This window comes from Dethiobacter alkaliphilus AHT 1, from assembly GCF_000174415.1.
GTDB classification, from domain to species: domain Bacteria; phylum Bacillota; class Dethiobacteria; order Dethiobacterales; family Dethiobacteraceae; genus Dethiobacter; species Dethiobacter alkaliphilus.
On record NZ_ACJM01000005.1, the window covers coordinates 43041 to 62786 of the forward strand.

General features: G+C 51.2%; 18 protein-coding genes. 16 read left to right on the forward strand and 2 right to left on the reverse strand.

Features of this window, described 5'->3' with window-relative positions:
• The first annotated feature begins 4 nt into the window (after positions 1-4).
• On the forward strand, positions 5-1867 hold the full coding sequence (uvrC, locus tag DEALDRAFT_RS05740; protein ID WP_008515721.1) for an excinuclease ABC subunit UvrC: 1863 nt from the start codon (positions 5-7) through the stop codon (positions 1865-1867).
• Here the strand turns inward: uvrC and DEALDRAFT_RS05745 are convergent.
• Positions 1864-2577 (reverse strand): ImmA/IrrE family metallo-endopeptidase, encoded by a 714-nt coding sequence (locus tag DEALDRAFT_RS05745; RefSeq protein WP_008515722.1) that lies wholly within the window; start codon positions 2575-2577, stop codon positions 1864-1866. The two genes, uvrC and DEALDRAFT_RS05745, sit on opposite strands and share 4 nt — an antisense overlap.
• 185 nt (positions 2578-2762) lie before the next feature.
• On the opposite strand from DEALDRAFT_RS05745, the gene DEALDRAFT_RS05750 reads away from it, so the two are divergent.
• Positions 2763-3107 (forward strand): phage holin family protein, encoded by a 345-nt coding sequence (locus DEALDRAFT_RS05750; RefSeq protein ID WP_008515724.1) that lies wholly within the window; start codon positions 2763-2765, stop codon positions 3105-3107.
• A 75-nt stretch (positions 3108-3182) separates the two neighbouring features.
• On the opposite strand, the gene DEALDRAFT_RS05755 is transcribed toward DEALDRAFT_RS05750, so the two are convergent.
• The gene (locus DEALDRAFT_RS05755) at positions 3183-4583 is read right to left on the reverse strand and encodes a sensor histidine kinase (RefSeq protein WP_008515725.1); all 1401 of its coding nucleotides are present in this window, start codon (positions 4581-4583) and stop codon (positions 3183-3185) included.
• Between the two features lie 305 nt (positions 4584-4888).
• Between DEALDRAFT_RS05755 and DEALDRAFT_RS05760 the strand changes: the two genes are divergently transcribed.
• The 14 genes from DEALDRAFT_RS05760 (at position 4889) to eno (ending at position 19671) form a co-directional block, all read left to right on the forward strand.
• Positions 4889-5710 carry a Cof-type HAD-IIB family hydrolase gene (locus DEALDRAFT_RS05760; RefSeq protein WP_008515728.1) on the forward strand — a complete coding sequence of 274 codons (822 nt, stop codon included), beginning with the start codon at positions 4889-4891 and terminating at the stop codon, positions 5708-5710.
• Positions 5703-6713: an alpha-hydroxy-acid oxidizing protein gene (locus DEALDRAFT_RS05765; RefSeq protein WP_008515729.1), complete on the forward strand. Its 1011-nt coding sequence runs from the start codon at positions 5703-5705 to the stop codon at positions 6711-6713. The genes DEALDRAFT_RS05760 and DEALDRAFT_RS05765 overlap by 8 nt, the downstream gene beginning before the upstream one ends.
• Positions 6714-6731: 18 nt before the next feature.
• Complete coding sequence (locus DEALDRAFT_RS05770) at positions 6732-7472, forward strand: phosphatase (protein ID WP_008515731.1); 741 nt, start codon at positions 6732-6734, stop codon at positions 7470-7472.
• Positions 7473-8162, forward strand: coding sequence for a Crp/Fnr family transcriptional regulator (locus DEALDRAFT_RS05775; RefSeq protein WP_008515732.1), 690 nt, complete (start codon positions 7473-7475; stop codon positions 8160-8162).
• Positions 8163-8200: 38 nt separating this feature from the next.
• The gene (locus tag DEALDRAFT_RS05780) at positions 8201-8965 is read left to right on the forward strand and encodes a PHP domain-containing protein (protein WP_008515734.1); all 765 of its coding nucleotides are present in this window, start codon (positions 8201-8203) and stop codon (positions 8963-8965) included.
• Positions 8966-9003: 38 nt separating this feature from the next.
• Complete coding sequence (gene rapZ / locus DEALDRAFT_RS05785; RefSeq protein ID WP_008515735.1) at positions 9004-9870, forward strand: RNase adapter RapZ; 867 nt, start codon at positions 9004-9006, stop codon at positions 9868-9870.
• An 11-nt stretch (positions 9871-9881) separates the two neighbouring features.
• The gene (locus DEALDRAFT_RS05790; protein ID WP_008515737.1) at positions 9882-10991 is read left to right on the forward strand and encodes a gluconeogenesis factor YvcK family protein; all 1110 of its coding nucleotides are present in this window, start codon (positions 9882-9884) and stop codon (positions 10989-10991) included.
• 53 nt (positions 10992-11044) lie between these two features.
• Positions 11045-11980 (forward strand): DNA-binding protein WhiA, encoded by a 936-nt coding sequence (gene whiA / locus DEALDRAFT_RS05795; RefSeq protein ID WP_008515739.1) that lies wholly within the window; start codon positions 11045-11047, stop codon positions 11978-11980.
• A gap of 165 nt (positions 11981-12145) precedes the next feature.
• A complete protein-coding gene (gene rpoN / locus DEALDRAFT_RS05800) occupies positions 12146-13540 on the forward strand; it encodes an RNA polymerase factor sigma-54 (protein ID WP_008515740.1) in 1395 nt (464 codons plus the stop codon).
• A 265-nt stretch (positions 13541-13805) separates the two neighbouring features.
• Complete coding sequence (gap, locus tag DEALDRAFT_RS05805) at positions 13806-14813, forward strand: type I glyceraldehyde-3-phosphate dehydrogenase (protein WP_008515743.1); 1008 nt, start codon at positions 13806-13808, stop codon at positions 14811-14813.
• A gap of 34 nt (positions 14814-14847) precedes the next feature.
• A complete protein-coding gene (locus tag DEALDRAFT_RS05810; RefSeq protein WP_008515744.1) occupies positions 14848-16032 on the forward strand; it encodes a phosphoglycerate kinase in 1185 nt (394 codons plus the stop codon).
• Positions 16033-16051: 19 nt separating this feature from the next.
• Positions 16052-16819 (forward strand): triose-phosphate isomerase, encoded by a 768-nt coding sequence (gene tpiA / locus DEALDRAFT_RS05815; protein ID WP_008515746.1) that lies wholly within the window; start codon positions 16052-16054, stop codon positions 16817-16819.
• Positions 16816-18375 (forward strand): 2,3-bisphosphoglycerate-independent phosphoglycerate mutase, encoded by a 1560-nt coding sequence (gpmI, locus tag DEALDRAFT_RS05820; protein ID WP_008515747.1) that lies wholly within the window; start codon positions 16816-16818, stop codon positions 18373-18375. The genes tpiA and gpmI overlap by 4 nt, the downstream gene beginning before the upstream one ends.
• A 12-nt stretch (positions 18376-18387) precedes the next feature.
• The gene (gene eno, locus DEALDRAFT_RS05825) at positions 18388-19671 is read left to right on the forward strand and encodes a phosphopyruvate hydratase (RefSeq protein WP_008515748.1); all 1284 of its coding nucleotides are present in this window, start codon (positions 18388-18390) and stop codon (positions 19669-19671) included.
• The last annotated feature ends 75 nt before the right edge of the window (positions 19672-19746 follow it).

A 19746-nucleotide genomic window follows, 5' to 3' on the forward strand; every position in this document is an offset into this window, starting at 1 on the left:
ATGTATGACTGAGAAAGATACTATCCAGGATAAACTGGCGCGGCTGCCGCGCCGCCCCGGTGTCTATCTGATGAAAGATCAGCGGGGCAAGATTATTTACGTTGGCAAGGCGGTGGATCTGAGACAGCGGGTCCGCTCCTATTTTCAGTCTGCCCAGAAACTCTCACCCAAGGTGCGGGCCCTGGTGGAGAAGATTGCCGACCTGGACTACACGGTGACGGACACCGAAGTGGAAGCGCTGATTCTGGAGAGCAATCTGATTAAAGAGTACAAGCCCCGTTACAATATCGATTTAAAAGATGATAAACATTACCCCTATCTCCGTGTTACGGTGCAGGAGCCATTCCCCCGCATCCATGTGGCCCGGCGGGTGGAAAAGGACGGTGCCCGTTATTTCGGCCCCTATACCAACGCCGGGGCGGTACGGGAGACAATCCGTCTCATCAGGCGGTTGTTTCCGCTGCGGCACTGCCGCGGGCCGGTGGATCCGGCCAAGTCCGGGCGCCCCTGCCTGAACCGCCATATCGACCGCTGTTTGGCTCCCTGTGACGGAGAAGTGGGTGAAGAAGAGTACCGCAAGCTGGTGGATGAAGTGCTGCTGTTTCTGGAGGGAAAGCAGGACCGGCTGCTGCATGAACTTGCAGCCCGGATGGAAGAGGCGGCACAAAACCTGGAATTTGAGAAGGCTGCCCGGCTGCGCGACCAGTACCAGGCGGTGGAGGCTATCCGGGAGAAACAAAAAATCGCCCTCACAGAAGGGGGCGACCGCGATATTATTGCGCTGGCCGCCGGGGAAGATCTGGGCTGCGCCCAGCTTTTTGCGGTGCGGGGCGGTAAGCTGACCGGCAGGGAGCATTTTTTGCTGACTAATCCCACCGGTGAGGATGAGGCGGAAATGTTGGCCGCTTTTTTGCGCCGCTATTACACCCATGCCGGGGAGATTCCGCCGGAAATTCTTCTTTCCGGGGAGATACCCGATGCAGCTCTGTTGGAGGAGTGGCTGCGGGGTAAAAGAGGCGGACGGGTCCGTATCCATGTGCCGCAGCGCGGAGCAAAAAAAGATCTGGCGCGTATGGCGCTGGACAATGCTGCCATGTTTTTGGAGCAGGAAGTGCTGCGTCAGCGAGCCAGGGATCCCCAGGCAGCGCTGCGTGCCCTGACCGAAGCACTGTCTCTGGAAGAGCCTCCCTGCCGCATTGAAGGGTATGATATTTCCCATCTGCACGGAGAGGGTACGGTGGCGGCCATGGTAGTCTTTGAAAACGGAGTGGCAAAGCCGTCTGATTACCGGCGGTTTCGCGTCCGTAGCGTAGATAAGCCCGATGATTATGCATCCATGCGGGAAACACTCTCCCGGCGTTTTGCCCGTCTGGCGGCACTGCGGGATGCCGGTGAGCCCCCGGAGAACATGGAAGATCCGTTTTTGTTGGTGCCGGATTTGATTCTCATTGATGGCGGCATCGGACAGCTTAATGCGGCCCGGCAAGCCATGGAGGAGGCCGGCTATAACGATGTGCCCATGATCTCTTTGGCCAAGGAAGAAGAACTGGTTTTTGTCACCGGCCGCCGTGAGCCGCTGCGCCTGCCACGCAATAGTGCTGCGCTGCAGCTTCTGCAGCGGGTGCGGGATGAGGCTCACCGCTTTGTCATCACCTATCAGCGCAAACGCCGGCCAGGGGTCCGGGGATCGCTTTTGCTGGATGTGCCGGGGATTGGTGAGGCACGCAGAAAAGCTCTGCTAAAACATTTTGGCAGTATTGCCGAAATGCGCAGAGCTTCCGTTGAACAGTTGGCTGAGGTGGAGGGCATGAATGAAGCTGTTGCCGCCACCCTGTATGAGTATCTCCGTGAAGAGGACCGGACTTAAACCGGGGTGAGATGTTTTCTGGCAAAACCATTGGCAAACTGTTCCGCCATTTGCCGCCGGCTGGCGTTATCTGGCTGCAGTTTGTTGTTTTGTTTGCCGGCATAAACCACGTGACCCAGTTCATGCAGCAGGCAGTGCAGTTGCCGCTGGGGGGTAAAATCGGTGGCCCCGCAGACAATGGAGTGTGAAGGGTAGAGATAATAGGCTGGATCCGGCATTTCATAATCCAGGCAGTAGATATGCAGGGGATGCTCACCCAACAGCATTTTGCTGCTTAAGCCCTGTCTCTCCATTATTTTTAAGGCGCGGATCACTATTTCCTCAGGAGGCGCTTTTTTTTCCAGGCATAAATGAAAGCCGGCAAAAAAGAAATATTCATGAGCCAGGCGTACACAGGTCTGCTGAAAAACCCTGTCCAGATCATGCAGTAAGCATTGTCGTGCAGGCAGTACCGATAGTAGCTGACGAATCACAAACAGCCGGGCGCCTTCCCGTCCTGCGGCAAAAAAAACGGGCTTCTTGGCCGACGGGGCAGTATTCATTAATTCCTGCCATACGCCGCGCAGCTCTTCCCGTTCCAGCGCCAGTAACTCCAGGCCATATTCGCTGTCGGTGGCTCCTTCCTGCAGTGTTTCCAGGATATCAAGCACATAATCTGCGGCCCATTGTACCGGCTCCGCAGTAAAAATTGTTTTGCTTCCTGTTAACATATTGACCCTCCCAAAAAGCTTGCATTCTCTTCTTAGTATTCAGGTTCGGGCCCAAAATATGTCCGTAATAATCGGCAAATCAGGGTTTATCCGGTAATGTTTAGCAATTAAAAGGGATTTTGCTTGTTGTGTCGAATTGAAGTATTGTTACAAAGCACGCTTATTACATAACCGAGGTGAGAAATGTGCGGGGTTTTATTTGGCGTTGGATTCTCAATGCGATTGCGCTTTATTTAACAGCGCAGATTATAACCGGAATTACGCTGGACGGTTTTGCCGCAGTTGTGGTGGCTGCATTGGTCTGGGGCTTTGTCAATTCGGTAATACGCCCGGTGGTGAATTTGATTGCCCTGCCCATCACCATATTGACCGTGGGGCTCTTTACTTTGGTTATTAACGGCTTTTTGTTGTGGCTTGTTGCCGAAGCGGTGACCGGATTCTATGTGGACGGGATTTTGATGGGCATTGCCGGTGCGCTGCTGCTATCTATCATCAGTAGTGTGCTCAGTGCAGTTTTTGATGAAAAGTAGAGAACTGAATAGTCTGTTGATATAAAAGAGGCACGCCGCCGGCGTGCCTTTTACTTCTTACTTTAAGATGTTTCATTAGTTGTACGGAATCTGCAGCCTGGTTAAAGTGCCGTTTTGTTTGCTGCTTTGTATTTCAATGTCGGCGCCGATTTGTTCGGATCTGTCCATGATATTTTGCAGACCACTGCGCCGCTGTTTGGCAGGCAAGCCGATGCCGTTATCGGAAACTTCCAGGATGAGATGTTGGGGATGAAAGACCAGGGAAACGGCTGCCTTGGTGGCTTTGCTGTGCCGGGCAATATTAGTCAAAAGCTCCTGAACGATAAAATAGATCTGCTCTTTATGTTGCGAACTTAATTTTTCATTCCGGGAGTCATGAATGCGCACTTCCACCGGCAGTTTATGCTGGTCCTTGAACTCTTCCACCATGCCCAGAACAATTTCTTTAACGGAAAGCTCGCCAAATGTGGTAGACTGCATATCCATGATGTAGTGTCGTATTTCCGTATTGATTTCATCCAGGCGCTGATTGCCTTTGGCGATGATGTCGGCAGCTTTTGCCGGATTTACCGTGGTCAGGTGTTTGGCGGTGTCCATGGAGAGTCCCACCGCATAAATTCCCTGAAGAATTCCGTCATGCATATCGCGGCGAATGCGCTGCCTTTCCCGCAAAATGGCATAACTCTGCTGGGTTTCGATTAGTTCCTGGCGATATTCATAATTAAAAATTGCCGTCAGGCGAATGACAAAATAAGAAATTACTGCAACAATTGTGGCCCGATAGACTGCCACCGGAAAACCGGTGAGACTAAACAGGTTTTGAATGTTGAGCCGGTTGGCGGGGAAAAACGGTGCCTGGGGCACAATCAAACCGGCAAAGACGGCATAAAGGGCAAACATTACCGCCGTCCAGCGCAGATGGCCAAACACGCTGGGCTGGCCCAGGGAGGCCAGATCATCCCGCTGCAGCCAGATGCCATAGGCGGCCAGAGCCGAACCGGGGAAGGCAAAAGCATAACGGGAAACAATGTCGGCCAGCAGATACCATTGATTAATGTCCGGCAACTGCATCAAATGCGGGTAGACAATAAGGCCGGTAAACCAGAGGAAACCTGCAATTTTGGGAATCCACAGGATTTGCTCCGGCAAATCCAGCGTATCCACACACAGCTTGACGCCGAAGTACAATAAAAAGACAAAGGAAAAACCAATTAGGTTTGCCTCAATCAGGTGCATGGCGGCAATAGCGGCGTCACTGCTGTACCTCTCCGCAATGGGAATAAAAACATGGCCCCATTCCGAGATGCCGTGAACGATGCCAAAGATGGCCAGATAATTAAAGGATCTGGACAGAATCAGCGAGCTTTTTTTCTCATTTTGCAGAGCAATGGCAAACCCCATCATAAAAAAAACCAGGCCATAAATAAAGTACACCAGCTTGATGTTTGCCTGAAAGAATAAATATATGGATTCCATTTATGCCGACCCCTATAGTTGTATTTTTTTCAACAAAGTGTGCAACGCTTTCTGCTATATTCTAGCTTTTATAGTTAATTCCTGCAGGAAAACTTTTGCTTGCACTGGTAGAAATTATAACGCTTCGCAATTTGCGAAGTTGCTAAGGTAACCAGTATTGAAAGCACGCGTTGAGGGCACAGAATAAGCGTGACTTTCTTATTTTTTTTACAGAGCAACTGGAAAAAACATGGGGATGCGTGATATGATAATAAAGCTGACAGTCTTTATGCCTGAGAGCTTCTGTTGGCAATGAGGTGATGTGGTTGACATTTAAACTATTGGCTTTGGATCTGGACGATACCTTACTGGGCGATGACTTTTTAATCTCGCCCCAGAACCGGCACGCCATACGCCAGGCAGCAAAACATGGTGTCCTGGTGACGCTGGCTACGGGGAGAATGTTTCGTTCGGCGGTGCCTTTTGCCCGGGAATTGCAGATTGACCTGCCCCTGATAACCTATCACGGTGCTTTAATTCGCACTGCCGGAGGAGAAGATACCCTTTATCACCGGCCGGTACCGCTTAATCTGGCGCAGGAAATGGCGGAGCTGGCGGCAGAAGAGAATCTGCATCTTAATGCCTATATTAACGATGAACTGTTTGTGGCCCAGGAAAATGAGCTGTCCCGCTATTATCAGAACCTGGCCAAGGTGAAGGTGACGGCGGTCGGCGATTTGGCTGAGTTTCTACATACACCACCCACCAAGCTCACCATTATAAACCGGGACGGCTGGCTGGACGGCATAAAAGACAGGATTCTGGAGCAGTATGGAGATGAGTTGTCCATTACCATTTCCCGGCCGCATTTTCTGGAGATTACCGACCGTTTGGCCACCAAAGGCCAGGCGCTACGGTTTTTGGCGGAAAAACATAATATCCCGCAGGCTGAAGTGGCGGCGGTGGGAGACAGTTTTAATGATCTGGATATGATAATTTATGCCGGCATGGGCGTGGCGGTGGCAAACGCCCGCGAAGAAGTAAAAGCGGTGGCCGATATTATCACCTCCGCCAATACGGAGCATGGAGTGGCAGATTTTATATATAAGTATCTTTTCGACGGTGAGGAAGGTGGTCGCCATGGATGAAAAACAAATCAGGGACCGGGCCCGGGAAAAAATGCAGGGATACTGCCGCGTGTGTCCGCAATGCAACGGTAAAGCCTGCGCCGGTGAAGTTCCCGGCATGGGCGGCCTGCTTACCGGTTCTGCCTTCATAAACAATATCGAATCGTTGGCAATGTATCACATCAATTTGCGCACCATGCATCAGATTGATGAGCCGGACACCACACTTAAAATGTTCAATCATACCTTTTCCAGTCCCATCTTTGTGGCACCGCTGACCGGAGCGTCTTATAATATGGGTGGGGCACTGACGGAAGCGGAGTTTGTCTCCTGTTTGACTGAGGGAGCAAAGGAGGCCGGTTCACTGGCCTTTACCGGCGACGGTGCAGAAGATGAAATTTACACCGCAGGGCTGGATGCCCTCCGGTCAACGGGATTGGGGATTCCCATTATCAAGCCCCGCTCCATGGATTCCATTAAGGAGCGGATTGGTCAGGCCGAAGCAGCCGGTGCGGTGGCGGTGGGTATTGATATCGACGGCGCCGGCCTGGTGACCATGGCCATGAAAGGCCATCCGGTGGGGCCCAAGACTTTTTATCAATTGCGTGAACTAAAGAGCTTTACCAAGCTCCCCTTGATTCTAAAAGGTATTATGACTGTTCAGGAAGCTGAAATGGCGGTGGAAATGGGTGCGGAAGCCATTGTTGTTTCCAACCACGGAGGCCGGGTCCTGGACGGTACCCCCGGCGTGGCCGATGTGCTGCCGGAAATAGTGGAGCGGGTGAAAGGTGAAATTTTCGTTTTTGCCGATGGTGGTGTGCGCAACGGCATTGATGCCCTGAAAATGCTTGCCCTGGGAGCCAATGCGGTGCTGGTGGGACGCCCGTCGATTTGGTCTGCTTTTGGCGGCGGAGCGGAAGGTGTGGGGCAAATGCTGGAGAAAATGACAGCACAGCTGCGCCACGGCATGCTGATGACCGGATGTGTCAACCTTAAAGCAATTGACTATCATGTTATATACTGATGAGGTGTATTTTCTGTAATGAAGATTCTTGCTGATTTGCATGTCCATACATTGGCCAGCGGGCATGCGTACAGTACCATTGAAGAAACTGCCAAAGCGGCGGCGGCCAAAGGTTTGGAAATGATAGCCATCACTGATCACGGGCCGGCTATGCCCGGCGGCCCCCACCAGTACTATTTCGGCAACATGCGGGTTTTGCCGCCTGAGATTCATGGCGTGGAAATTTTGCGGGGTGCCGAGGTCAATATTCTGGACGAGCAAGGTTCGTTGGATTTGAAGGAATACTATTTAAAGAGGCTCGATATAGTGCTGGCCGGGTTGCATAATGTCTGTATGGAGCCCCTTTGCCAAAAGAAGAACACCAAAGCTCTGGTAAATGCGCTGCAAAACCCCTATGTGGACATCATAGTCCATCCCGGCAATCCGGACTTCCCCATTGAGATGGAAAAGGTGGTCCAAACAGCAAAGCAGCAGAATAAAGCTCTGGAAATTAACAACAGTTCGTTTCTGGTCCGCAAGGGAAGCAGGAAGCCCTGCCGGGAAATTGCCCGCCTGGCCAGAGAATACGGTATTCTGGTATCTATAAGCAGTGACTCCCACTTCTCCGGAAATGTGGGTGAGCTGGACCTGGCGGTGGAAGTGGCACTGGATGCCGGGATTCCCGCTGAAAATATCCTGAACATAAACGGGGACCGTGTCCGCCGTTTTCTGGCCCGACGAGGCAAAAGACGGTTTGTTTCCCAAAGCGACGGAAAGTAGGTGGCGGCACTGAATAAGAATGTGGAATATCTGAAGAAGGTTCCTTTTTTCGAAGGTCTGAGCGAAGAGGACCTGGGAATGGTGGCCGCTGTAATGATTGAACGCTCATATGCCAAAGGCTCGGTTCTCTTTATGGAGGGAGAACAGGGGGAGGCATTATTTGTAATCCGGCAGGGGCGGGTGAAAATCTCCAAGTCTACCGCCGACGGACGGGAACAGATTTTGCATATGCTAAAAGACGGTGACATCTTCGCCGAAGTGGTTCTCTTTGACCGCGGGCCATATCCGGCCACGGCGGAAGCGGTGGAAGACACACAGTGTTGGCTTTTGCGCAGTGCGGATATGGAAAAACTGATGCAGAGCCATCCGCTCTTGGCCATTAAATTGCTGCGCGTAATGAGCAAACGTTTACGCCAGGCGCAGCTTTTGGTGCGTGATTTAGCTCTGCACGATGCTTATGGCCGGATGGCTGGCCTGCTGCTGCGTTTTGCCAGGCGTGAGGGGAAGCAGACCAAAGACGGCATCGTGCTGGAGTTGGATCTTACCCGTCAGGAAATGGCCAGCATGATTGGGACCTCCCGCGAAACTGTGGCCCGTATTTTGAGCCGCTTTCAGAAAGACGGTGTTTTGACCCTTGATAAACAGCGGATTGTGCTGCTTGATGAAGAAAAACTCCGTGAATGGACTTAATTTGGGCACACTACCTATAAGGAGGTGCCTTTTTTGTTATGAAAGTTATAGCAGATTATCATACCCATACCAGATACAGCCATGGTAAGGGCAGTATTAAGGATAACGTAGAGGCTGCCGTTAAACGGGGCCTGTCCACGCTGGCCATTGCCGACCACGGTCCCGGCCATTTCTTTATTGGCATTGGCGGTGTACAGGCTTTTTACCGCATGCAAAAAGAAGTGGCCTCGCTGCGGCGCAAATATCCAAAACTGGAAATCCTGTTAGGCGTGGAGGCCAATATCGTGGATACCGACGGAACCATTGATGTGCCCACCACCATGCTGCGGGAATTGGATATTCTGTTGGTGGGGTATCACAAATTGGTTAAGGTAAAAAGCTTTGACGGCTTTAAGCAGATGGCGCAAAATTTCTTGGCCGGTTGGACGGGAAGAAGTTCGTCCAGGTTGAGACAAATTAATACCGACGCCATTGTGGCAGCGGTGAAACGTTATCCCATCGATATTATTACGCATCCCGGTTTACAGGTGGACATAGATACGGTGGCGCTGGCCCGTGCCTGCCATCAGCAGAATACTTTCCTGGAGATTAACAGCTCCTACGGAGAAGAACTGGATCCCTTTATTAAAGCAGCCATGCCCACAGGCGTCCGTTTTGTTATTAACAGTGACGCCCATGAGCCCGGGCGGGTGGGGGATTTTGCCGCAGCGTACAAGCTGGTGGAGCGGCTCAATATTCCGCGGGAGCGTATTGTCAATCTGGAAGGCAATCTGTCGCAAAAAAGCAGGACTTTAGGCGCCTGAAACGGAACTAGTATTTAGCTTGGAATGGAGGGAGATCTGTGGAAAATATCCGGTTTGTCATTATTACCGGGCTGTCGGGGGCAGGCAAAAGTCAGGCCATGCGCAGCTTCGAAGATTTGGGATATTTCTGTATTGACAATTTGCCGCCGATGCTAATCCCCAAGTTTGCCGAGCTGGCTGCCCAGTCAGAAGGTAAAATAAACCGGATTGCTCTGGTATCGGATATCCGGGGGGGCGAATTTTTCACCAGTCTCCTGGAAGCGCTGCAGGCCTTGGAGGATATCGGGTTTGATTATGAAATTCTTTTCCTGGAATCGGACCAAGATGTTTTAATCAGGCGTTTTAAAGAAACAAGGAGACGCCATCCTCTGGCTTCCCTGGGCAGTATTCTGGAGGGTATCAAGGAAGAAACCAACCGGCTGGCCATGATTCGCAGTAAGGCAGATAAGATTATTGATACCACCGCCTTGACCCCCCAGCAGCTAAAAGAAGAAATCACTTCGTTATATGCACCGGACAGCGAACAGGAGAATATACTGATAACGTTAGTAGCCTTCGGTTTCAAGTATGGCGTCCCGCTGGATGCCGACCTGGTTTTCGACGTTCGTTTTTTGCCTAATCCGCATTATGTTGAACATTTGCGTCCGCTCACGGGCAATAACGAAGAAGTGAAAGAATATGTCTGGAAGTGGACAATTACCCACAAATTTTTTCAAAAGCTTGTGGACATGATTCAGTTTCTTGTGCCCTGTTATATCAAAGAGGGCAAGCCGCAATTGGTAATAGCCATCGGCTGTACCGGCGGCAAGCACCGGTCGGTATCTATGGTCAATGAACTGGGGAAGATCCTCAGCGGCAAGAATTATCGTGTGATTAAAGAGTATCGGGATATTGACAAAGCTTAGGAGACGAGATTATGCAAATTCGCGATTTTTTCCTGGGCCTTGCACTGGGCAGTGCCGCTTTTATTTTTCCCAGACTGCGAAATCTGGGCCGTCACAAATCCGCCCGCAAGGAAGCACAGCTTTGGGAAGAGCTCTATAAGGACTATTGCCGTGAGAACGGACCGCTGATTACCTCCATCGGAGGCGGGACCGGCTTGTCCACCCTCTTGCGCGGTTTAAAAGCGTACAGTTCCAATTTGTCCGCCATTGTGGCTGTAACCGATGACGGTGGCAGTTCGGGGCGCCTGCGTGAAAACTTAGGTATGCTGCCCCCCGGTGATATTCGCAATTGTCTTTTGGCACTGGCTAATACCGAGCCGCTTTTAGAAAGGGTATTTCAATACCGTTTTGCCAACGGTGAAGGTTTGGAAGGTCACAACCTGGGCAATTTGTTTTTGGCTGCTCTGACAGAAGAGTTCGGCTTTGAAGAAGCGGTGGTTGCCGCCAGCCGGGTTCTGGCCGTTAAGGGGCAGGTATTGCCGGTAACCCTGGATAAACTGGACCTGGTGGCCCGTTTAGACGACGGACGCCTAATCCGGGGCGAAAGCCGTATCCCCGAAGAGCAGGGCAAAATTGAGCGCCTGCACTTGGAGCCGGATACCTCACAAATCTATCCCGGCGCCGCCAGGGCCATTGCCGATGCAGAAATTGTGGTGATTGGGCCGGGGAGCCTTTACACCAGCGTGCTGGCCAACCTGCTTGTGCCGGGAGTGGCAGAAGCGCTGCGGGAAAGTAAGGCCAAGAAAATTTATATCTGTAACGTAATGACCCAACCGGGTGAAACCGATGACTATACTGCCGCCGATCACCTGCAGGCCATTTATGACCACGTTGGTCCGGGCCTGGTTGACATGGTGGTGGTCAATGATAATCTGGATATTCCCGACCCGCTTTTGGAAAAGTACGCCAACGATGGGGCGGTGCCCGTTGTTCCGGATAAAGACCGGCTACGGCAGATGGATGTGGATGTGCAAACTGCCGCACTGATTTCCCATGAAGCATTAGTACGGCATGACCAGGATGCGCTGGCAAGAAAAATAATTTCCCAGGCCCAAGCAATGCGTAAAAAACGGAAACGGTAGCAAGGGTCCTAAACTGCTGACACGTATACTTCGCCGTGAAAGAGGTGTACAGTATGACATACGCACTGCAGACAAAAAATGAACTGTCCCGCAAAGAGTTGGGTGATTCCTGCTGTCAGGTGGCGGAATTAACCGCTTTTATCCGACTCAGCGGTAATGTCCAGATTAGCGGCAAACGCCTGACATTAAATGTTGTTACCTCTAACCCTGCCGTGGCACGTCGTATTTTTCAGTTATTTAAGCAGATTTTCAATCTGAATTCAGAGCTTTTGGTGCGTAAGAAAATCCGCCTGCGAAAAAACAATATCTATCTGATACGCATCTCCGAGCCCGGTGGAGTCCGCCAGGTACTGACCCGCCTGGGATTAATGAGGGAAGGCGCCTTGGTGCAGGAACTTAATGAGCAAATTCGCAGGAAAAAATGCTGCCGACGGGCCTATCTGCGCGGAGCGTTTCTGGCCGCCGGATCCGTGTCCAATCCGGAAAACTCCTATCATCTGGAAATATACACTGATTATCAGCACCAGGCAGAGGAACTGGTGGAGATGATGAAAACTTTCGGTGCCCATGCCAAAGTAACAACCCGCAAAAACGGTTTTTTGGCCTACTTAAAAGACAGTGAGCAAATTGTGGCCTTTTTAAATGTGATCGGTGCCCACTCGGCGCTCTTAAATTTTGAAAATGTGCGCATCCTGAAAGATATACGTAACCGTATTAACCGCCTGATTAATTTTGAAACGGCCAATGTAAACAAAACGGTGGAAGCAGCGGTTAAGCAGGCGGAGAGCATCCGTGCCATCAACGATACCATCGGCCTTGACTCTCTGGATCCGCCGCTTAGGCAGCTGGCCAGGCTGCGCATCGAACATCCAGAAGCCAGTCTGCAGGAGCTGGGAGAGATGCTGGATCCCCCTTTGGGGAAATCAGGTGTAAATCATCGCATGCGTAAAATAGAGAAGATGGCTCAAAATTTAGGTAAAAAAAGATAATTGTAAGAATTTTCTGTCATAAAGTTGGCAGGAATTTTGCAATGCATGGAGAAACTGTACTTAAGCTGATGCTTTGTACAGTTTCTTTTTATGTCTTGTCATCATCGTCCCGGGCGAGCATAGGATATATTACAACTTTTCATTAAATGTAAGGGAGTTACCGTTATGCGGATGTCCTACCACCTTAAATTGGAACAAACTCAAAAGCTTGTGATGACTCCGGAATTGCAGCAAGCCATTACTCTGCTGCAGTATTCGGCGTTGGAACTGCAGACATATGTCCAGAATCAATTATTGGAAAATCCGGTCCTGGAAATTGATGAGAGCGAGGATACGGAAAAAAAGACCGATGAGTCTGTGGAAGAGCCTGTGCAGGAAAAAGACTCCATTGACTGGGAGGAGTATCTGAAAGATGAGGGCATGGAGCCCATGACATCCTTTACCATTCGCCAGAATGAAGATGCTCCCGGGTTTGATTATTATCTCAGCAATGAGCCGACGTTGCAGGAACACCTGCTTTTCCAGCTGGGCCTGTGCAGCCTGACGCCTACCGAGAAACATATCGGCGAGTTTATCATCGGCAACCTGGATCAGCACGGTTATCTGAAAGGTGATTTTAAAGAGCTGGCCATGCTAATTGGTGCGGAGCCGCGCGAGATATTGGGTGTTCTGGAAGTAATTCAAAAGTTCGACCCCGTTGGTGTGGGCGCCAGGGATTTACAGGAATGCCTCTTGCTGCAGATTCAGGAACACAATAGCCCTCATCCTTTAGCCAAGCCCATTGTCCGTACTCATCTTGCCGACGTAGCCGATAATAAAATAAAAAAAATAGCCTCCGAATTGCGGGCCGGCGCTACCGACGTGCAGGCGGCGGTAGATTTTATCCGTACATTGGATCCCAAACCGGGGAGGCTGGCGGGAGACGTTGGTGATGTGCGTTATGTTGTCCCCGATGTGGTGGTGGAAAAAGTGGACGGCGAATATGTGGTTATCGTAAATGAGCAAAATATTCCACGTCTGGCCGTTAATCCTTATTATCGCTCCCTATTGGGCAAGGACAGTGAATCGGTGACCTCCACTTTTATTAAAACAAGGCTTGACTCAGCCCTTTGGCTTTTAAAAAGTATAGAACAGCGGCGGATTACCGTTTATCGCGTTACCGAATGTATTACACGTATCCAGCGGGATTTCTTTGATCAGGGCATTAAACATTTACGTCCCATGACGCTGCGCCAGATTGCCGATGAAATAGGCGTACATGAATCCACCGTCAGCCGGGCTACCTCCAATAAATTTGTGCAGACTCCGCGGGGCCTGTTCCCACTGAAGTTTTTCTTTGCCTCCGGTGTGGATGATTACCATGGAACCGCCGTTTCTTCCGAGTCTATAAAATGCCACCTGAAAGAATTAATAGAAGCGGAAAATGTGCAGCGGCCTCTAAGTGATCAAAAGCTGATGGAGCTGTTGTCAAAGCGGGGCATTGTGGTTTCCCGCAGAACCGTTGCTAAGTACAGGGAAGAAATGTCCATCCCCTCTTCCAATAAGCGAAAACGCCTGTAATTAAGGCATAAGCAGGGCGTCAAAGCGGCGCCCTGCTTCTTTATTTATTAACGGGGTCATTTTTCCGTTTTATAAGGTATACAAATTATTAAAATAGAGTATGCAATTTAATCCTGCAGCAGGAATTTATGCACAATTCGCGAAATAAAGTAGAGCGACTTTCGCCAACAGGCGAACTTTTTGTTGTTCTAAGGCGATTTGCGTCAAAATTGTCCCAATACACTTTATAAACAGACAGACAAATATTTAGCGGGAGGGAATTAAGATGACAGTAAAAATTGGTGTAAACGGCTTTGGCAGAATCGGCCGCGCCTGCATCCGCATTGCAGAAGAACATCCTGATGTGGAAGTGGTGGCGTTTAACAGCACTCGGGATCCGGAGATGCTGGCCCATTTGCTAAAATATGATTCTTTATACGGGCGCACTTCCTACGATGTGCAGGCTGCAGACGGAGCGTTAATCATTAACGGCCGGGAAGTGAAAATTCTGGCGGACCGTGACCCGTCTAAGCTGAACTGGGGAGACCACGGTGTAGACATCGTGGTGGAAGCAACGGGAGCATTCCGGGATGCTCAGGAGGCAGGCCACCATCTTGGCGGCAGCGCCAAAAAAGTAATTATTACCGCACCGGGCAAAAATGAAGATTATACCATTGTTATGGGCGTTAACGAAGAAGATTATAACCCGGAAAAGCACCATATTATTTCCAACGCCTCCTGCACCACAAATTGTCTGGCCCCGGTTTGTAAAGTATTAGACAATGAATTTGGTTTTGTAAAAGGTTTAATGACCACCATTCATGCATATACTAACGATCAGCGGATTTTGGATTTAACACACAAAGACCTGCGTCGTGCCAGAGCCGCAGGCCTCTCCATGATTCCCACCACCACCGGTGCGGCCCGTGCCGTATCCGTGGTTCTGCCCGGCATTAAAGGCAAAATTGACGGCTTTGCCGTTCGTGTGCCCACCCCCACGGTATCGCTGGTGGATTTGGTGGCTGAGCTTGACAGCAAGGTTACCGCTGAGGATGTAAACAACGCTTTCCGCCGTGCGGCCCAAGGGCCCATGCAAGGCGTTCTGGGCATTTCCGATGAGCCGCTGGTTTCTGTGGATTACAAAGGGGATCCACGCTCCAGCGTAGTTGATGCTCTGTCCACCATGGTTATCCAGGATAATATGGTTAAAGTTGTTTCCTGGTATGATAACGAATGGGCTTATGCCTACCGCGTCATTGACCTTGCCGCATATCTGAGCCAAAAAGGCTTATAGACATTGCCGTCTACCTTAGTGGAGGTGTGCTTTCTTGACAAAAAAATCAATAAAAGATATCAAATTATCAGGAATGCGGGCTTTTACCCGTGTGGATTTTAATGTGCCCAGAAAAGAAGACGGGACAATTACAGATGATACCAAAATCCGCGCAGCGCTGCCTACCATCCGCTACCTTTTGGAGCAGGGAGCGGCGGTGATTCTGGCCAGCCATCTGGGACGCCCCAAGGGTAAAGTAAATGAGGCTCTGCGCTTGGACAGCGTGGCGCAAAAGCTCAGTGACCTTTTGGAGATGGAAGTGACCAAAACATCTGAAGTGGTGGGGGAGGAAGTAACACGCGCCGCCGGTGAACTGAAGCCGGGCAGCGTCCTGCTATTAGAAAATGTTCGTTTCCATCCCGGCGAAGAAAAAAATGATTCAGAATTGGCCAAAGCTTATGCAGAGTTGGCCGATGTTTTTGTGTCCGATGCCTTCGGCACGGCCCACCGGGCCCATGCTTCCAATTCCGGGGTAGCTCAATATATCCCCGCAGTAGCCGGCCTTTTGATGATTACTGAGATTGAAAACCTGACAAAAAGCCTGCATAGCCCCACGCGTCCCGTGGTGGCCATCGTAGGGGGCAGTAAAATTGCCGATAAAATCGGTGTGCTCAACACCTTTTTGAAAACGGCTGATTCTCTTCTTTTAGGGGGCGGTATGGCCAACACCTTTTTGCGGGCCAAAGACCATAACATGGGCCGGTCCCTGTTGGAAGAAGATAAATTAGCAGATGCCGCAGAAATTATGCGGGAGGCCGCAAACCACGATGTTAACCTTTGTTTGCCGGTGGACTTTATTGTGGCGGATAAAGTGGATGAGGCGGCGCAGGCAGAGACGGTAACGGTGGAATCTGTTCCCGCAGATAAAATGGCGCTGGATATCGGACCGCAGACAAGGAAAATATATAAAGACCTGATAAGTAAGGCCGGCACAGTAATCTGGAACGGGCCAATCGGTGTTTTTGAAATTGATAAGTTTGCCGAAGGGACCATAGATGTAGCCCGGGCCATAGCCGAGTCCGAAGCTTTCTCCATCATCGGCGGAGGAGATGTGGTGGCAGCGGTGGAAAAAGCCGGTGTGGCCCAGGATATTTCCCATCTTTCCACCGGCGGCGGAGCTACTCTGGAATTCTGGGAAGGCAAAGAACTGCCAGGGATTGCAGTGTTGCAGGATAAGTAGAATCAGGAAGGGGTTTGGTATGCGGATACCCATTATCGCAGCAAACTGGAAAATGCACAAAGACAGCCAAGAGGCAGTGGATTTTGTGGAAAGTTTGGGCGAACAGCTCAGAGCGGATTCAGTGGAGGCGGTGGTTTGCCCTCCGCACCCCCTGTTGGGCATTATTGCAGAACCATGCCGTACATACGGGCTAAAACTCGGTGCACAGAACATGTACTGGGAAGAAGCCGGCGCGTTTACCGGGGAGGTATCTCCCCTGCTTTTAAAAGATATTGGTGTGCATTATGTAATTGTGGGACACTCGGAGCGACGCCAGCTTTTTGGCGAGACCGACCAGCACGTGGCCCGGAAGGCAAAGGCGGCCTTTGCCCATGATCTTACCCCCATCATCTGCGTGGGTGAGACCCAGCAAGAGCGTCAGAGCGGCCAGACCATGTCGGTGATTAGCGAACAGGTAACCGTGGCTCTCACCGGTCTGGACCCGTCCCAGGCACGCAAAGCTGTCATTGCCTATGAACCGGTCTGGGCCATTGGTAGCGGACAGGCTGCCACCGGCACCGATGCGGCCCAGGTAGCTCAGCACATTCGTAAAGTTCTGGGAGAAATGTTTAGCCTGAAGCTGGCCCGTGATGTTCGCATTCAATACGGTGGCAGTGTCAAGCCGGATAATATCCAGGAATTTATGCGGGAGCCTGAAATCGACGGCGCCCTGGTAGGCGGTGCCAGCCTTGATGCGGATTTATTTGCCGGAATTGTTCACAACGCCCTGGGAGCGGCTGTATCATGAGCCGCCCCAGGCCTTTGGTTTTAATTGTTCTCGATGGTTGGGGCCTGGGACGCAAGCGCATCGGTAACGCCATTTATCAGGCTAAAACGCCTTTTTTCCATAGCCTGCAGGAGGACTATTCCGTAGCCCGCCTGAAAGCCAGCGGCGAAGCCGTGGGCCTGCCGGAAGGACAGATGGGCAACTCGGAGGTAGGCCATTTAAATATCGGAGCAGGCCGTATCGTCTATCAGGAGCTGACCCGCATCAGCAAATCCATCGAAGACGGCGATTTTTTTGAAAATAAGGAACTGCTGGCAGCCATCCGGCACGTAAAGAACAAAGGGTCTGCGCTGCACCTTTTAGGCCTGCTTTCCGACGGCGGTGTACACAGTCACAATACACACCTGTATGCCCTGCTGGAGCTGGCCAAAAGCCAGAATGTGGACAAGGTCTATGTTCACGCGGTGCTGGACGGCCGCGACGTAGGTCCCACCAGTGCCGAGGAATATCTGTCTGCACTGGAAGATAAAATAAGTGACATCGGTGTGGGTAAAGTGGCCACCGTATCAGGCCGCTATTTTACCATGGACAGAGATAAGCGGTGGGAACGGGTGGAGCGTGCCTACCGCTCCATGGTTTACGGCACTGGGGAAGCGGCAGCAACTTCGCTGCATGCCCTGGAAAATGCTTATGAACATGGGGAAACAGATGAATTTGTGGCACCCACGGTTATTCTCGAGGATGATGGCCAACCCGTGGCCACCATCGGTGACGACGATGCGGTGATTTTTTTTAACTTTCGCCCGGACCGGGCCAGGCAAATTACCCGCACTTTTACCGATTCAGACTTTGCAGGCTTTGAGCGTGGTGAATCTGCGCCTTATCCCTATTTTGTCTGCATGACCCAATACGATGAGCGCATTGATGCCCCGGTGGCCTTTCCGCCCGACCATCCCACAGACACCCTGGGTGAGGTCTTGGCCGCAGCGGGCCTGAAACAGCTGCGTATTGCAGAGACGGAAAAATACGCCCACGTCACTTTCTTTTTCAGCGGAGGGGAAGAAAAGTGCTTTGACGGGGAAGAGCGGATTCTTATTCCTTCACCCAAGGTACCTACATACAACCTGCAGCCGGAGATGAGTGCCCCGGAGGTTACCGACCGTCTGCTGGAGGAAATCGCCGCCGACAAGTTCGACGTGGTGATTATTAATTATGCCAATCCCGATATGGTAGGCCATACCGGTGTGTTGGAAGCGGCGGTTAAAGCGGTGGAAACGGTGGACAGCTGTCTGAGCAGAGTTGTTCCCGCCGTTTTGGAGAAAGGCGGAGTGGCCATTGTGACCGCAGACCACGGTAATGCGGAACAGATGACTTCAGGCCGCAATAACCGGACCTTTACTGCCCACACACCAAATCCGGTTCCCTTTATCCTGGCGGCAAAAGATTATCGCCTGAAGAAACAGGGAATTCTGGCTGATGTGGCTCCCACCGTTTTGGATATACTAAATCTGGAAACGCCAGCGGAAATGACCGGTTCTTCATTATTGATCCGGGCAGATAACAGGAAAAAGAAATAGGAGGCCAGTGAAGTGACCAATATTGTAGAGATTTTTGCACGTGAAATCCTGGATTCACGGGGAAACCCCACTGTGGAAGTGGACGTACTTTTAGCCGGCGGAGCCTTTGGCCGGGCGGCTGTACCCTCCGGTGCATCCACCGGAGCGTTTGAAGCGGTGGAACTGCGCGATAACGATGGCCACCGTTATATGGGCAAAGGTGTAAAGCAGGCCGTTACCAATGTTAACGAAATCATTGCCCCTAACCTGGGTGATATGGATGCCCTGGATCAAACCGCCATCGATAAAGCACTAATTGAGCTGGACGGCACACCCAATAAAGGGAAGCTGGGAGCAAATGCAATCCTGGGCGTTTCCATGGCGGTGGCCAATGCGGCGGCCAATGCACTTGGCCTTCCTTTATACCGCTACCTGGGCGGCGCCAATGCCAAAATGCTGCCGGTACCCATGATGAATATTTTAAACGGCGGCATGCATGCCGACAATAATGTGGATATTCAGGAATTTATGGTTATGCCTGTGGGCGCTCCCAACTTCGGTGAAGCGCTGCGCATGGGCACTGAGGTGTTTCATCACCTGAAAAAAGTACTGCAGAAACAGGGGCTGAATACTGCGGTGGGCGATGAAGGCGGCTTTGCCCCAAACCTGTCCTCCAATGAAGCAGCTCTGGAAGTCATCATGACTGCCATCGAAGCAGCGGGCTATGACCCCGGCACCGATATTGTGCTGGCGCTGGATGTGGCGGCAACGGAAATGTATCAGGACGGTATGTATCATCTGGCGGGAGAAGGTTTGCAGAAAACTGCGGATGAAATGGTGGACTTTTATCAAAAGCTGGTTAGCACCTATCCCATCGTATCTATTGAGGACGGCCTGTCTGAAGATGACTGGGAAGGCTGGAAGCTGCTTACCGACCGTCTCGGCGGGAACGTGCAGTTGGTGGGAGACGACCTGTTTGTCACCAATATGGAACGTCTGCAAAGGGGAATTGATACAGCCACCGGAAACGCCATCCTGATTAAACTAAACCAGATCGGCACTGTAACCGAAACGCTGGACTGCATTGCATTGGCTCAGAAAAATGGATATAATGCCGTTATATCCCATCGTTCCGGTGAGACCGACGACACTACCATTGCCGATCTGTCTGTGGCAACTTCTGCCGGACAAATTAAAACCGGCGCCCCTTCCCGTGTGGACCGGGTTGCCAAGTATAACCAACTACTGCGTATTCAGGAGCAGGTTGGCGAAAGCATGGGATTTGCAGGCAACCCGTTTGCCAAAAGAAAGGCATAAACGTTTGTTGTCTTTTCCAAATCGGTGTGTTAAAATATCTTTATGACTTGACCCCTTGTGGGTCAGGAATAATTA

Bases quoted from the DNA above. Each gene is read 5' to 3' on its own strand.
- whiA (WP_008515739.1), top strand. From the start codon at position 11,045: ATGACATACGCACTGCAGACAAAAAATGAACTGTCCCGCAAAGAGTTG.
- DEALDRAFT_RS05770 (WP_008515731.1), top strand. From the start codon at position 6,732: ATGAAGATTCTTGCTGATTTGCATGTCCATACATTGGCCAGCGGGCAT.
- uvrC (WP_008515721.1), top strand. From the start codon at position 5: ATGACTGAGAAAGATACTATCCAGGATAAACTGGCGCGGCTGCCGCGC.
- DEALDRAFT_RS05745 (WP_008515722.1), bottom strand. From the start codon at position 2,577: ATGTTAACAGGAAGCAAAACAATTTTTACTGCGGAGCCGGTACAATGG.
- DEALDRAFT_RS05790 (WP_008515737.1), top strand. From the start codon at position 9,882: ATGCAAATTCGCGATTTTTTCCTGGGCCTTGCACTGGGCAGTGCCGCT.
- gpmI (WP_008515747.1), top strand. From the start codon at position 16,816: ATGAGCCGCCCCAGGCCTTTGGTTTTAATTGTTCTCGATGGTTGGGGC.
- DEALDRAFT_RS05765 (WP_008515729.1), top strand. From the start codon at position 5,703: ATGGATGAAAAACAAATCAGGGACCGGGCCCGGGAAAAAATGCAGGGA.
- DEALDRAFT_RS05780 (WP_008515734.1), top strand. From the start codon at position 8,201: ATGAAAGTTATAGCAGATTATCATACCCATACCAGATACAGCCATGGT.
- gap (WP_008515743.1), top strand. From the start codon at position 13,806: ATGACAGTAAAAATTGGTGTAAACGGCTTTGGCAGAATCGGCCGCGCC.
- tpiA (WP_008515746.1), top strand. From the start codon at position 16,052: ATGCGGATACCCATTATCGCAGCAAACTGGAAAATGCACAAAGACAGC.
- rpoN (WP_008515740.1), top strand. From the start codon at position 12,146: ATGCGGATGTCCTACCACCTTAAATTGGAACAAACTCAAAAGCTTGTG.
- DEALDRAFT_RS05755 (WP_008515725.1), bottom strand. From the start codon at position 4,583: ATGGAATCCATATATTTATTCTTTCAGGCAAACATCAAGCTGGTGTAC.